11 protein-coding genes are annotated in these 13031 nt (G+C 75.8%); 4 read left to right on the top strand and 7 right to left on the bottom strand.

The window, feature by feature from the left end; translation table 11 throughout:
• Window positions 1-17: 17 nt before the first annotated feature.
• The 3 genes from ABZ234_RS05895 to ABZ234_RS05885 are packed head-to-tail and all read right to left on the bottom strand — an operon-like array spanning window position 18 to window position 1516.
• Window positions 18-653: an SRPBCC family protein gene (locus ABZ234_RS05895; protein ID WP_355011179.1), complete on the bottom strand. Its 636-nt coding sequence runs from the start codon at window positions 651-653 to the stop codon at window positions 18-20.
• A 23-nt stretch (window positions 654-676) separates the two neighbouring features.
• Complete coding sequence (locus ABZ234_RS05890) at window positions 677-1036, bottom strand: metalloregulator ArsR/SmtB family transcription factor (RefSeq protein ID WP_344179931.1); 360 nt, start codon at window positions 1034-1036, stop codon at window positions 677-679.
• A 60-nt stretch (window positions 1037-1096) separates the two neighbouring features.
• Complete coding sequence (locus ABZ234_RS05885; protein ID WP_355011178.1) at window positions 1097-1516, bottom strand: hypothetical protein; 420 nt, start codon at window positions 1514-1516, stop codon at window positions 1097-1099.
• A 101-nt stretch (window positions 1517-1617) separates the two neighbouring features.
• Between ABZ234_RS05885 and ABZ234_RS05880 the strand changes: the two genes are divergently transcribed.
• Complete coding sequence (locus ABZ234_RS05880) at window positions 1618-2478, top strand: MOSC N-terminal beta barrel domain-containing protein (RefSeq protein ID WP_355011177.1); 861 nt, start codon at window positions 1618-1620, stop codon at window positions 2476-2478.
• A 46-nt stretch (window positions 2479-2524) separates the two neighbouring features.
• Here ABZ234_RS05880 and ABZ234_RS05875 read toward each other — a convergent pair whose 3' ends face one another.
• From ABZ234_RS05875 to ABZ234_RS05860, 4 genes are all read right to left on the bottom strand, one after another.
• The gene (locus ABZ234_RS05875; protein ID WP_355011212.1) at window positions 2525-5785 is read right to left on the bottom strand and encodes an ATP-binding protein; all 3261 of its coding nucleotides are present in this window, start codon (window positions 5783-5785) and stop codon (window positions 2525-2527) included.
• Window positions 5786-5935: 150 nt separating this feature from the next.
• Window positions 5936-6691 carry a DUF3027 domain-containing protein gene (locus tag ABZ234_RS05870; RefSeq protein WP_267950231.1) on the bottom strand — a complete coding sequence of 252 codons (756 nt, stop codon included), beginning with the start codon at window positions 6689-6691 and terminating at the stop codon, window positions 5936-5938.
• A 185-nt stretch (window positions 6692-6876) separates the two neighbouring features.
• On the bottom strand, window positions 6877-7260 hold the full coding sequence (locus tag ABZ234_RS05865) for a cold-shock protein (protein ID WP_344179937.1): 384 nt from the start codon (window positions 7258-7260) through the stop codon (window positions 6877-6879).
• A gap of 629 nt (window positions 7261-7889) precedes the next feature.
• Window positions 7890-8684 (bottom strand): hypothetical protein, encoded by a 795-nt coding sequence (locus ABZ234_RS05860; protein WP_355011176.1) that lies wholly within the window; start codon window positions 8682-8684, stop codon window positions 7890-7892.
• A gap of 165 nt (window positions 8685-8849) precedes the next feature.
• On the opposite strand from ABZ234_RS05860, the gene ABZ234_RS05855 reads away from it, so the two are divergent.
• The 3 genes from ABZ234_RS05855 to ABZ234_RS05845 all read left to right on the top strand — a co-directional run bounded on the left by ABZ234_RS05855 (window position 8850) and on the right by ABZ234_RS05845 (window position 12891).
• On the top strand, window positions 8850-11411 hold the full coding sequence (locus ABZ234_RS05855; RefSeq protein ID WP_355011175.1) for a helicase-associated domain-containing protein: 2562 nt from the start codon (window positions 8850-8852) through the stop codon (window positions 11409-11411).
• Window positions 11412-11782: 371 nt separating this feature from the next.
• A complete protein-coding gene (locus tag ABZ234_RS05850) occupies window positions 11783-12298 on the top strand; it encodes a hypothetical protein (protein ID WP_355011174.1) in 516 nt (171 codons plus the stop codon).
• A gap of 134 nt (window positions 12299-12432) precedes the next feature.
• Window positions 12433-12891, top strand: coding sequence for a hypothetical protein (locus tag ABZ234_RS05845; protein WP_355011173.1), 459 nt, complete (start codon window positions 12433-12435; stop codon window positions 12889-12891).
• Window positions 12892-13031: the final 140 nt, after the last annotated feature.

Below are 13031 nucleotides of genomic sequence, written 5' to 3'. Positions count from 1 at the left end.
GCCCCGGCCCGGCCGTCTCAGGCAGAACCCTCCGGCGGCGCCGTGTAGAAGTCGATGGTCCGGTCCGCCGCGGCCTCGGCCCGGTCCGGGTCCTCCCCGGACTCGGCGTGCGCCGTCGCCCAGCGGCGTCCGCTCAGCTCCGTGAACCGCCGCGCGTCCTCCGAGCCCGCCCACTCCCCGGCCTCCGGCGGGACGCTCGCCCCGTGGAGCAGGTGCAGGGTCAGGCCGAACAGCCCCAGGTCCCATCCGATCCCCCCGGCCCCGGGGCCGTACCGCTCCCAGAACTCGTCGAGCGGCGCGGTGTGGGACAGCTCGAACCGCGAGCGGGTGGCGGTCTCCGCGGTCAGGCGGACCTCCACCTCGCTGCTCTCGCCGCCGTACTCCCAGGTGACCCGATAGGAGTGCGGCGGGTCGCAGGACAGGACGCGCCCTCCGGCGTTGCCCTCCAGCTGGTAGGCGCCGCCCTCCCGGAGGTCGCCGGCGACCGGCAGGAACCAGCGCGGGATGCGCTCAGGGCTGGTGCAGGCGTCCCACAGGTCCTCGACCGGGACGTCGTAGGCGCGGCTGACCGTGACGGTGCTCTCGGCGCCCGAGCCGGTCCGCCGGACGCCGACCGACCGGCCGACCGCGTCGATCTCGTGCTCGATGTCCATCGTGCTCCTCCTGGGTGTGGAAGTCATGGCTCCCGTCCGGGGCCCGCGCGGTCGCCGGAGCGGCGTTCGCGCCTCCCCCTGGCGAGCTCGGTGTCGAGCGCCGCCAGGTGCGGCTCCCAGCGGGCGGCGAAGCGCCTCAGCCAGGCGTCGGCGTCACGCAGCGGGCCCGTGTCCACGGTGTACAGCCTGCGACTGCCGTCCTTGCGCACGGTGGCGAACCCGTTCTCCCTGAGTACGCGCAGGTGCTGGGAGACGGCGGGCTGGGAGATCCCGAACTCGTCCCGCACGATCCCGGTCAGCTCCCCCGAGGAGCGCTCGCCGTCGTTGAGCAGCTCCAGCAGGCGGCGCCGGACGGGGTCCCCGAGGACGTCGAAGGCGTGCATGCCCCCACCATATAAGTAACTTCTTATATAAGGCAAAGCCGGTACCCTGCGGACGCCCCGTCACCCCTCCCCCGTGGGGACCACCTCACCCCTACCCCGCTCGACGCCGTCCTCCACCAGGGCGAACCCGGGTTCGTCCACCGGGACCGCGACCTCGGAGCCGCACTCCAGCACGATCGTGTGGGTCTCCCCCGGCGGGAACTCCCGCAACTCGACCGGCAGGTGGGCGCCGCACTCGACGGCCGGCCCCCCGTGCCCGAACTCGATCGAGGGCCGGTACCCGGAGAAGAACGGCGTCCGGCGGCCGTCCTCGCCGTCGTACATGGTGAGCTCCACGGTGATCCGCTCCCCCGGGGCGAAGACGTACTCCGTGGGCTCGGCCTCCGCGGTGGCGGCGGGCGGGTCCTGCGCCTCCCCGCCGCCGCAGCCGGCGGCGAGCAGGAGGGCGCCCAGGGCGAGGAGCGAGGAGGTGGCGCGCATGGGGGTCCCGTCGGTGTCGGGGGCGGTGCGGGGGAAGAGGAGGCTACCCGGTCCGGGCCTCCCCCGGGAGCCGGGGGCGGGCCGGACGGTAGCGTCTGCCCATGGCCCAGATCTCCGAACTCGTCCACTACCCCGTCAAGGGGTGCGCCGGGACCTCCCTGCGCTCCGCCCTCGTGACCCCCGCCGGGATCGCCCACGACCGCACGTTCATGGTGGTCGACGGCGGCGGCGGTTTCCGCAGCCAGCGCAACGACCCGCGGCTGGCGCGCGTGCGCGCCGGGATCACCGGCGACGGGTCCCGCCTGCGGCTGGACACGGACGGGTTCGGCCACGTCGACGTCGGGGTCGACCCCGGGGGTCCCCGGCTGGACGTCGTCCTGCACGGGAAGCCGTTCGTGGGCGTGGACCAGGGGGACGAGGTCTCCGGGTGGCTGACCGAGGTGCTGGGCGCGCCGAGCCGCCTGGTGCGGGTGCCCGACGACCACGCACGCCCGACCGGGGGGAGGACCCCCGGCACCAGCGGGTTCGCGGACAGCACGGCGGTCCTGATGGCGTCCGCGTCCTCCCTGGACCTGCTCGGCGCGCGCATCCTGGAGCGCGGCGCAGAACCCGTGCCGATCGACCGGTTCCGGCCCAACGTCGTCGTGTCGGGGTGGGAGGAGCCGCACACCGAGGACCGGGTGCGCTCCGTCCGCCTGGGGGACGCCGAGCTGGGCTACGCCAAGGTGTGCATCCGCTGCGTGGGGACGACGGTGGACCAGGCGCGGGGCGAGAGGAGCGGCCCGGAGCCGCTGCGGACCCTGGCGGGCTACCGGCGCGCGGACGGCGGCGGGGTGTCCTTCGGCTCCCTGTTCGCCGTCACCCGGCCGGGGAGCGCGGCGGTGGGCGACGAGGTCGAGGTCCTGGAGTGGGACGAGCCGGAAGAGGGGCTGGGAGAGCGCCTCGCCGAGGTCCTGGCCTGACGCGGCCCCCGGGGTCGCCGGGGGCCGCGTCCCGCCCGGAGCCGCGCTACTCCAGGTCGGCCTCGGCGAGGAGCCGGGCGGCGGCGGACGGGTCGCGCAGGGCGGCCGCGACCAGGTGCCGGCGGGACCACTGCCCGGCGCGCCAGCACAGGGCCCGCGCCAGGCCGTCGGTGGTGGACGCGTGCGCCGTGCCGTCGCCGGCGTACCACTCCAGCTCGACGCCGTCCACGGTGAGCGTCCGGTGGTGCATGTAGGTGCGGTCCGGCTCCCCGGCGGGGTCCAGGAACAGGTCGGCCTCGCCGGGGACCGGTCGGACCTCGCCGGCCGACCCGACCTTGCCGGTGACCGTCTCGCTCGCCAGGTCCAGGTCGAGGACGTCGGCCAGGGCCTCGGCGGAGTCGTCCGGGGCCAGGACCAGCGGGCGGTCCTCCAGCAGCGGCAGCAGGTCCGGGGAGTCCACCACCACGGCCTCCTCCGCGTCGGCCACCACGATCGCGCCGCCGCGCACCGCCCGCACGCGGGAGGGCGGGGTCACCAGCTCCGCGTCCACGAGGGCGAGCGCGGTCCACACCAGGCGGAGCGAGGCGCGGTCCACGTGGCGGTCGGGGTCCGCCAGGCGGGCGAGCAGGTCGTCCGGCCCCTCCGGGTCGTTGATCAGGTCGGCGAGGGTGGCGCGCACCCCCAGCGCGCGGGCGAACTCGGGGTCGACGTCGGCCGGGACCTCGTCGTACAGGCCGGTCAGGGACGGGTCGGCGTCGGCGGTGCGCAGCTCGACCGGCGCGCTGCCGCCCAGCAGCGCCCGGGACCGGAGCCACCACGCCGTGTACGAGGGCACGTCCACCACGCGGCCGTCGGGCATCAGCAGCCGCGCGGGCTCGGTCACGGCCTCGCGCAGCGGGCCCCGGGACAGCATCGCCAGGGCCTGCGGCCAGCTGTCGTCCGCGACGCAGTCGAGGTCGGCGACGACCACCAGCTCGGGCACCACCGGGGGCAGCTCGGGGTCGCCGACGCGTTCGAGGACCTCGTCGGCCCAGTCCTCCAGGCCGTCCGGGCCGTCCTCGCCGGCGGCGCCGTCGAACTCCGCGACCAGGTCCTCCCCCAGCGCGGCCTCCTCGACCCGGACCACGCCGAGTTCCCAGAGGGCGCCGACCGCGCGCAGGGCGTCGGTCCCGTGGCGTTCGACGAGGTCCTCGTGGACGGTGCCGAAGGGGGCGTCGTCGACGAGCAGGTCCGCGAGCGGAGCGCCGGGGACGAGGAGTTCGGCGGCGACCGAGTAGCCGTCCTCGTCGTCGCGCAGGGCGAGTTCGGCCAGCCAGGGCGCGTCGGCGACGGTCGTGCCGGAGGCCGCGACGAGGTCGAGGACGGCCTCGGCGATCGGCTCGGGGTCGTCGGCGTCGAGGGAGTCGCGGACGGCCGCCTCGGTCCGGGGGTCGGACAGGACGGTGGCCGCACCGGCCTCCACCGCGCCCAGGCGGCGCAGGAGCGGGTCGACTGCCTCGGGGTGGACCACGCGCACGCCGAGCGCGGCGACGGTCTCCGCGGTGATCCCGCGGCCTCCGGCGCCGTCGGCCCCGGCCCAGTCCTCCCCGGGGAGGAGCAGGGAGCGGGGACCGCGCACGAGGCGGCCGTCCGCCAGGGGCACCGGGAGGGAGCCGAGCTCGTCGAGGTCGGCTCCGCCGCTCCCGGCGGTGTCCAGGGCGGCGTAGAGCGAGGCCCACCAGCGCGGCGGCCGGTCGGTGTCCGCGAGCAGGTCGGCCACGTCGGCCAGGCCCAGGCGGTGGACGCGCAGGGCGGCGAGCGCCGGGTGGCGCGGACTCCACGAGCCGGGGAGCAGCTGGGGGACGAGTTCGGCGAGGACGGCCGCCAGGTCCGCGGCGCCGCCCGACCCGCCGGTGTCGAGCAGGGCCGCGTCGCGCGGGGCGACGGGCGCCCCGGAGGCGGTGGTCAGGAACGCGGTGTCCCGGAGGGGTTCGGCGACGCGCGCGCGGAAGAGGGCGTCGACGGCGCCGCCCCCCACGCGGGTGCCGGGTACGAGGTCGAGGGCGGCCCGGCCGTCGAACCGGCGCAGGAGCGCGCAGTAGGCGTGGGCCGCCTCCGTGAGCAGCAGGTCGGTGGCCGCTCCGGGTTGGACGCCGCGCCGGTCGCTGCCGAGCGGGAAGCTCCCGATGAGGACGGCGGGGAGGGCGAGCTCCGTGTCGGTGGGGGTGGGCGCGTGGACGACGTTCTCGACGTCGGCGGGCAGTGCGGCGACGGTGCCGTCGGGGGCCACGGGGACGGCCCAGGTCAGCGACCAGGAGGTGCGGTCGCGCTCCTCCGTGGGACGGTCGGCCAGCAGGGAGGCGTCGAACTCGCCCGAACGGCCGAGGACCCGCCACAGGGTGGTGCGCGTGCCCTCGGCGTCCCGGCGGCCGGTGACGAGGTCGGCGACGCCGGTCCCCGCCACCGGTGTGGCAGATGTGGATGCGGGGACGGAAGCGGCTTGTGATGCGAGCGAGGTCGCGTCGGCGGGGCCCCCGGGGAGGGGCGGCGCGGTCGTGCCGGGGACGTCCGGGGCCGACGGGTCCGCCGGGACCTCCTGCCGGGTGAGGACGTGCTCCTCGCCGTCCACGTCCACGCGGACCTCCGCGAGGCCGGGCAGGGCGAGCAGCAGGGCCTCGCCGGTGCGGCCGAGGAGTTCGCGCACGCGCAGGCGGACCTGGTCGTCGCGGAGCAGGAGGGTGACGACGGTGTCGTAGTCCCCCGGGGCCGCCGCCCGCGCGGGGAAGGGCAGCCGCAGCATGGGCACGTGCCCGGAGCGGCGCCCCACCTCGTCCGCCAGGTCGGCGTGGGCCCCGCCCCCGGCCAGCAGCTCCGCGACGGCCTCGCGCGCGGCCTCGGCGCTGAAGCGGACCGCCGCGCCGCCGGAGTCGACGGTGACGTCGTCGCTGAGCGCCGCCACCGCGGAGAAGCCGACGCCGAAGCGCCCGGTCGCGCCCTGTTCGCCGCGCTTGGTGGAGGCGCGCAGGGTCGCCAGCGACTCGACCCCCTCGGGGGTCAGCGGCGAGCCCGTGTTCTCGGCGGTCAGCCGGAGGCCGTCCAGCGCCAGGCGCAGCCTTCCCGGGACCCCCGCCCTGCGCGCCGCGTCGGCGGCGTTCTGGGCGAGTTCGACCACGACGCGGTCACGGTAGCCGCCGAGGGCGAAGTCCTCCTCCGCGTTGGCGTCCTCCCGGAACCTGGCCGGGGCGTCGGCCCACGCCGCGAGGACGCGTCGGCGCAGTTCGGCGGTGTTGTAGGGGTCGACCGCCGAAGCGGTCACCGGCTCGGCCATGGTGGGTTCCTCCTGCGCTGCGGGCACGACCCGGCACGGTGCACCCGGGGCGAGGGTGGGTGCGGTAGGAAGACCCTAGCCCACCGGGACGGGGGGCCAGGGTCCGACAGCGCGGCGGGGCGTGCTTTCTCCGGAGGAGGACACGGCCCGTCAGGACTCGGAGGAGACGAGCTCCAGTTCGGCGGTGTCGTCGAAGACGATGTGGTCGTAGCCCATCTCGTCGACGACCGGGCCGCTGGGGCCGGCCTGCGGCTCGGGACGGCGCACCTCGGAGTGGGCCCCGCAGCCGTGGTCCATGGAGACCACCCGGCCGTCGTCGGGGGCGTACTCGTTGGTGCACACGCCGAACATCTGGCGCAGCTCACCGGCGAGCGGGGTCATGAAGCCGCAGGTGATGCAGCGGTCCGGAGCGGCCGCGGCGATCGGGCTGCGCGGCCCGGCCTCGCCGTTGTACCAGCGCTCGGCGGCCTGCTCGCGTCCGACCTCGGAGAGGACCTGGCGACGGCCCAGTCCCAGCTCCCAGACCATCTGCTGGTCCACGCCCTCGGCGTCCAGCTCGCTGTCGGGCACCTGGGCGTAGCCGGGGATGAGGCGCTCGTCGTCCTCCTCCGTGGGCAGGAGGTCGCCGACGCCGAGGTCGCCGGGGAGCAGCCGCTCCTTCCAGGGCAGCCATTCGGGCGCCACGAGTGCGCCCTCGCCGGGGAGCAGAACGACCTCGTTGACCGTGACGTCCTTGGCGCGCGAGGCGCGGACGACGGTGACCGCGTAGTTCCACCCCGGGTAGGCGGGGTCGAGGCAGGTGAAGTAGTGGGTGACCAGGCGCGTGTCCTCGACCTGGGGGGTGAGCGCGTCACCCACCCATTCGGGTCGCCCGGCCTCGGCGGCCACCGAGCGGGCCAACTCCACCGCGTCGACACAGGCCTTGTCCGGTACAGGAGAACGTCGAGAAGGGCTCACGTTCCCCATTCTCACTGATCGCGAGCACCGATTTGACCATAACGCGGGTCAAGGTTCGCCCGATACATCCTCTTGATCAAGTCTTGTGGTGTCGGAGGGGCCCTTCCGGGGGCGGACGGAAGGGCCCGCGGCGGTCAGGCCTCCAGGTCGTCGGCCACCGCGCGCAGCACGGAGGAGATCCGCGCGGCATCCCTGCGCTCCGGGTGGCGGCCCCTGCGGTAGCCGGTGGAGAGGCCCTCCAGGAGCTTGATGAGGTCCTCGGTGAGGGCCACCATCTCGTCGGGCGACTTGCGGCGGGCCCTGGCGACGGAGGGCTGGGCGTCCAGGAGCACGACCTGGAGCGCCTGGGCGCCCTTGCGGCCGTCCGCGACGCCGAACTCGACCCGCTGCCCGGGCCGCAGCGACACGGTGTCCGGGGGCAGGGACGAGGAGTGCACGAAGACCTCGCCGCCGTCGTCGCGCGTGAGGAATCCGAAACCCTTGTCGCCGTCGTACCACTTGACCTTGCCGGTGGGCACGTAGAGACCTCGTGCTTTCGCTGGCGGGCCCCGGGGCAGGGGGCGGCAAAGGCGCACAGGCGGCCCCCGGCCCACCCGTCCGTCCCGGGCTCCCGTGGTTTCCATGGGCTCACCAGGTTAGTGCGGAAGGGCATCCGGACGCGAGGGCATAATTCTCCGCCTCCGGGAGGCGGGAGGAACTCCCCGCCGAACACGGAATGGCTCCCCGGGAACGGGAACGAGGCCCGGATACGGCTCACCCGGGCCTCGTGCGGTGCTGGCGGCCCCCACCGCTGGGTGCGGAGTGTGGGACGGAACTCGGCGGTGAAGCGGGCCGCCTCGACCGAAGTGGCGCCCGAACTGGCCGTCGGGCCACCGTTACCGATACGACCGCCGCGAAGCGAAAACGGCGGTGTAGTGACATGCCTACCCGAATCCGTGGTCCAGGACTCGTAGTAACGGGCGGACCGTAAAAGGTTATTCCCCAGCGTTTGCCAAGCAATGACCAGCCGGAACGGCGCGACCGCGTTCCCGCCCCGCTCCGGAGAAGGCGGGAAGGGGCGGCGGGGGCGAAAGCCCGCGGCGGCCAGGACGTCATTCCCGGGCCCGGCGCTCCCCCGCCCGAACAGGAGAGGGAGGCGGCCGGGGCGTCATTCCCGCGCCCGGCGCTCCTCCGCACCGGCGGAGCGGCGCGCCCTCGGGTACAGGTACACGACGCCCGCCAGGGAGCCCACGGCGAGGCCGACGACGCCGGTGGCGGCCAGGGACTCCTGGACGTACTGGTCGACGAACTCGGCCTCCCCCGACCACAGGGCCATCCCGACCAGGCAGGCCACCAGGGGCAGGCCGACGCCGACCCACTTGTCCACCGCGCTCCACACCTGGCTGAGCACGACAAGCACGGCGCCGAGCACCCACAGGTAGGCGAGGTTCAGGGACCACGGCACCGTGAGCAGCATCAGGACCAGGGCGGCCGCCTCCGCGGGGTGCCGACGCACCAGCGCCACGACCCCGGGCGGACCGCTCCGGCTCCCGGCGTTGCGGGCGGCGCGTTCCGCGCGGTCCGCGCGGCGGCCGGTGACGTGGATGTCCGTCTGGCGCGGGCCCTCCACGAGGGACATCAGCCCGCGGCTGGGGCCGCCCCGCCACGGCGGCGGCGGCCGGTCGGCGTGACGCGGCCTGGGCGGGATCAGCTCCGTGTCCTCGATGTCGAGGTCGCGTCCGGCGATCTCGCGTTCCACCAGGTCCTCCGGGCTGCCGAGGCCCCGGAGGATTCCCCGCACGGCCTCGGGGCCGTCGCCCTCCGCCGCCGCGCGGCGCGCGTCGATCCGCGAGCGGAGCTCCGCGAGGAAGGCGGTGCGCTCCCTCGCCGACATGCGACCGTGCAGGACCAGGCCGACCTCGGACAGATAGTCCAGTACCAGTTGTTCCGAGCGCTGGGTCATGACTCCAATATTGGCCGACAACGACCTGGCATTTAACCCCCCTTCCCAATTTCGGTCACCGAATCGTCTTCGGATACGGACTCACACTCGGTGACGGGTGGTGACAAGGGGGAACCGCCGGGACTCACGCGAACACGGGACCCGGCATCGCTTAGCGTGGACCCGATGACCGAGAACGCAGCACCCGACGAGCACGTGCCCGGCGGGGGGAGCCCCGCGGCCCCCGCCCCGGGACGTCCCCCCACCTTCACCTCCTGGTTGCGCAGCCGGTCGGACGGGGAGCTCGCCGCCCTGCTGTCCGCCCGGCCCGACCTGGCACAGCCGGTCCCGTCCGACATCGGCGCGCTCGCGGCCCGCGCGACCAGCCGCAACGCGGTCCTGAGGGTCCTCGAACGCCTGGACCGGTTCACCCTCCAGGTGCTGGAGGCCGTCATCGCGCTCGGCGACGACCGGCTGTCCGAACCGGTGGGCGTCCAGACCGTGGACCTGGCCGGGGCGCTGGGCACGCTCCCCCTCCCCGGCGCGGCGGGCGGCGGAGGTGCCTCAGGGTCCCAGGGGGGCGCGGCGGAGGACGGCCCCGCCGGGGACCCTCTCGCCGACGCCCTGGACACCCTGCTCGAACTGGCCCTGGTCTGGCCCGACAGGGGCAGGCTCCGCCCCGTCCAGGTGCTGCGCGACCTGATCCCCCACCCGGCACAGCTCGGACCTCCGGCGCGCGTGCTCCTCGCCGGCCTTCCGCACGGCGCCGCCGCGCGGCTCGCCCGCGACCTGGTCCCCGACAGCACCGCGCACACGCCCGTCGAGACGGTCGCGACGCTCCTGGCCGACCCCGGGCGCGTCCTGGGGCTCATCGGGCAGGTCGGCCCGCAGGCGCGCAGGCTGCTCGACGGCATGGCGTGGGGTCCCCCCAACGGGACCGTCTCCGACGCCCGCCGCGAGGTCACCCTCGCGGGCGCCTCCTCCCCGGTCGAGACGCTGATCGCCCGGGCGCTGCTCCTCCCCAGCGGGGACGACACCCTCACCCTGCCGCGCGAGGCCGCCCTCGCCCTCCGCTCGGGGCTGCTGTTCCGCGAGGTCACCACCGCGCCGCCGCCGTTCGAGGGCACCCCGAACCCCGGCGAGGCCGTCACCCGGGCCGCCGCCGGGCAGGCGTTCACCGTGCTGCGGGCGATCGAGGAACTGCTCGAACGCTGGTCGCAGGAGCCGGCCGCGGTGCTCCGCAACGGCGGCCTGGGGGTACGCGACCTCCGCCGCGCGGCCCAGGCGATGGACACCGACGAGACCACCGCCGCCCTGTTCGTGGAGGTCGCCCACGCCGCCGGGCTGCTCGGCGCCGACGACCGCGTCGAGGGCGAGTGGCTGCCCACCCGCGCCTACGACCTGTGGCGGGAGACCCCGCCCGAGCGCCGCTGGCTGCGGCTCGCCTCCGCCTGGCTGGACTCCGACCGGGTCGCCTCCCTCAACGGGTCGCGCGACTCCGGCGGCCGGGTGCGCAACGTGCTCGGGTCCGGGCTGGTCCGGCCCGCGGCCCCCCAGGCCCGCCGCGACCTGCTGGGCGAGATGGCCACCGCCCCGCCCGGGTTCGCCCCGCTGCCCGGGTCGCTGGCCTCGCGCCTGTCGTGGCGCCGCCCGCGCCGCCAGTCGCCGGTCTACGCCGAACTGGTGGAGATCGCCGCCGCGGAGGCCGCCGCGCTCGGGCTGACCGGGCGCGGCGCGCTGGCCGGGCACACCCGCCCCCTGCTGGAGGGGGAGGACGACGACGCCGCGAGGGTCCTCGCGGCGGAGATGCCGAAGCCGCTGGACTACGTGCTGGTGCAGGGCGACCTGACGGCGGTGGCCCCCGGCCCCCTCGTCACCGGTCTCGCCCGCGACCTCGCGCTGGTCGCGGACGTGGAGTCCACCGGCGGCGCCACCGTGTACCGCTTCACGGAGGAGTCCGTGCGCCGCGCCCTGGACGCGGGGCAGGGCGTCGCCGACATCACCGCCCTGCTCGAACGCCACTCGCGCACCCCCCTTCCGCAGGCGTTGCGCTACCTGGTGTCGGACGTGGGGCGCCGGCACGGGCGACTGCGGGCCGGTTCGGCCTCCGGTTACCTGCGCTGCGACGAGCCCGCCCTGCTGGAGGAGTTGCTCGGGGACCGCCGGGCCCAGGACCTGGGGCTGTTCCGGCTGGCCCCCACCGTGGTGGCGAGCCGCTCCAACCGGGCCGCGCTCCTGGAGCGGCTGCGCCGGCTCGGCTACCACCCGGTGCCCGAGAGCGGCGACGGGACCATGCGGCTGAGCCGGCCCGAGGTGCGGCGGTCCGACCCGGCGGACGCCCCGCCGCCGCCCGGGGGGTCGTTCCGGGACATGGCGCGCGCCGCCGTGCGGGCCGTGCGGGCCGGGGACGAGGCGTCCAACGCGGCGCGCACGCCGATCCCCCTTCCGGAGGACGGGCCTCCCGGGTCGAGGAACGCGGCGGTGCTGGAGGCGCTCACCCGGGCGGCGAAGGACGGCCGCCGGGTGTGGATCGGCTACACGGACACGGACGGACGGCAGGTGAGCCGGATCGTGGAGCCCTCGGGCGTGGACGGGGGCTTCCTCACCGCCTACGACGCCACGCGCGCGTCCGTGCACCGGTTCGCCGTGCACCGGGTGAACGCCGTCGCCGAGCTGGACGGGCCGGAGCCCGGCGGCGGGAACGGCGTCCCCGGCGGCGACCGGCGAGGGGCGGCGGGGCCGCACTAGGGCGTGTTCCGTGGATGCCGTCCGTCGCGAGCGGCGCATCCGGTGCGTTCATCGCAAGGCCGAAGAAGGAGTCAGGGTGGGGTCCTGTCGACAGATGAGAACGCAGCGAGGGGCGTGCCGGGGCGACGCGCAGCAGGGCGAGTGTCCGCGGAACACGCCCTAGGGTGTCCGGTGGGTGCCGCCCGTCGCGAGCGGCGTATCCGGTGCTTTCCCCGCGAGGCCGAAGAGGGAGTCAGGGTGGATTCCTGTCGACCGATGAGAACACCGCGAGGGGCGTGCCGGGGCGTCGCGCAGCGGGGTGGGTGCCCGCCGGGCACGCCCTCTAGTGTGGGTGCGAGCCGGTCCGCCCACCGACAGCGAGAGACACCCCCATGAGCGACACATCGCTGCCCCCCGGGGCATCGTCCCCACGCGACCACGGACGCGACGACGACCGCGACGGCGGCCTCGGGCGGAGCCGCGGGGCGGGGCGCCGGGACCCCCGTCGCGGCGGCGGTCCGGACGACCGCACCGCCCGGGACCGCCCCCGCGCCGACGAACCGGACGGGCGGGAGGAGTGGGACGGGCGCGACGACGACCGCGAGGGGTCCCGGACGCCGCTCCCCGGCGGGGCCAACAGTTCGACGATGGCCCTGATCCTGCACGCGCTCACGTTCCTGTGCTGCGCGAACTGGCTGTTCGGGGTCGCCGGGATCGTGTTCGCGGTGCGCGCCGCCCACGCGCGCGACCGGGGCCGCCCCGTCCAGGCGGAGACGCTCACCCGCTACTCCTGGTACTGCCTGGGCGCCGCCGGGGTGATGTTCTTCGTGATGCTGGTGCTGACGTTCGTGATGTTCACCCAGGCGGGCTCGTGGATCCAGGGGATCGTCCCGGTGACCAACTACTGACCGGTGTTTGACGAACCGTGCCGCCGTGCGCCGGGTCCGCGCGCGGCGGGCTGGGTATGCGGCAGTATGGGACGGCCGCGAGGGCGGCTCGGCGACGACGGCCCCCGCGGCCGACGGGAGGCGGACGAGCGGTGATGAGCGGCCAGGGCGGACCCAAGGCCTTCTGGGAGCGCGAGCAGGGCTCCACGCTCGGCTCGGTGCGGCCCCCGGGGCCGGCGGGCCCTTCGCGTCCGGCGTCCGGCGGGCCGTTCGGCCACCGCCCCGGGACCGGCCCCCGTCCCGGAGCCGGTCCCGGAGCCGGCCCCACGGGCCCCCCGGCCAGGCTGGGGGGAGCGGTCGCGGCCCTGGTGGCGGCGCTGCTCAGCCTGGTGGTGCCCGTCCTGGGCCTGTACCTGGGCATGTGGTTCTTCCTCCTCGTGGCGAACCTGCCCGGCATCGGCTTCGGGGTCATGGCGGTCAGGCGCTACCCGGACGCGGCCGAGGTCGAGCGCCACCTCCGGTACGCGTGGGCGTGCAATTTCGCCTACGCCGCGCTGTCGGTGGTGTTCTTCATCCCGCTCATGCTCCTGGCGGTGGTGATCCTCAGCGTCTGACCGGGCCCGCAGGTACCGGCGGACCGGCCGCGCGGACCGGTTCCCGGCCCCCGGCGGCGGACCGGCCCCGAGCGCCGCCCTCCCCCTCCCCGCCGTCCCCGACGGCTCCCCCGTACACCGACACCTCCCGGAGGTCACGA

It is taken from the genome of Nocardiopsis sp. NPDC006198 (assembly GCF_040613895.1).
GTDB lineage: Bacteria > Actinomycetota > Actinomycetes > Streptosporangiales > Streptosporangiaceae > Nocardiopsis > Nocardiopsis tropica.
This window is presented reverse-complemented; position numbering and strand designations above follow the sequence as displayed.

Coding starts and splice junctions, on each gene's coding strand:
- ABZ234_RS05895 (WP_355011179.1), bottom strand. CDS start 653: ATGGACATCGAGCACGAGATCGACGCGGTCGGCCGGTCGGTCGGCGTC.
- ABZ234_RS05890 (WP_344179931.1), bottom strand. CDS start 1,036: ATGCACGCCTTCGACGTCCTCGGGGACCCCGTCCGGCGCCGCCTGCTG.
- ABZ234_RS05885 (WP_355011178.1), bottom strand. CDS start 1,516: ATGCGCGCCACCTCCTCGCTCCTCGCCCTGGGCGCCCTCCTGCTCGCC.
- ABZ234_RS05880 (WP_355011177.1), top strand. CDS start 1,618: ATGGCCCAGATCTCCGAACTCGTCCACTACCCCGTCAAGGGGTGCGCC.
- ABZ234_RS05875 (WP_355011212.1), bottom strand. CDS start 5,785: ATGGCCGAGCCGGTGACCGCTTCGGCGGTCGACCCCTACAACACCGCC.
- ABZ234_RS05860 (WP_355011176.1), bottom strand. CDS start 8,684: ATGACCCAGCGCTCGGAACAACTGGTACTGGACTATCTGTCCGAGGTC.
- ABZ234_RS05855 (WP_355011175.1), top strand. CDS start 8,850: ATGACCGAGAACGCAGCACCCGACGAGCACGTGCCCGGCGGGGGGAGC.
- ABZ234_RS05850 (WP_355011174.1), top strand. CDS start 11,783: ATGAGCGACACATCGCTGCCCCCCGGGGCATCGTCCCCACGCGACCAC.
- ABZ234_RS05845 (WP_355011173.1), top strand. CDS start 12,433: ATGAGCGGCCAGGGCGGACCCAAGGCCTTCTGGGAGCGCGAGCAGGGC.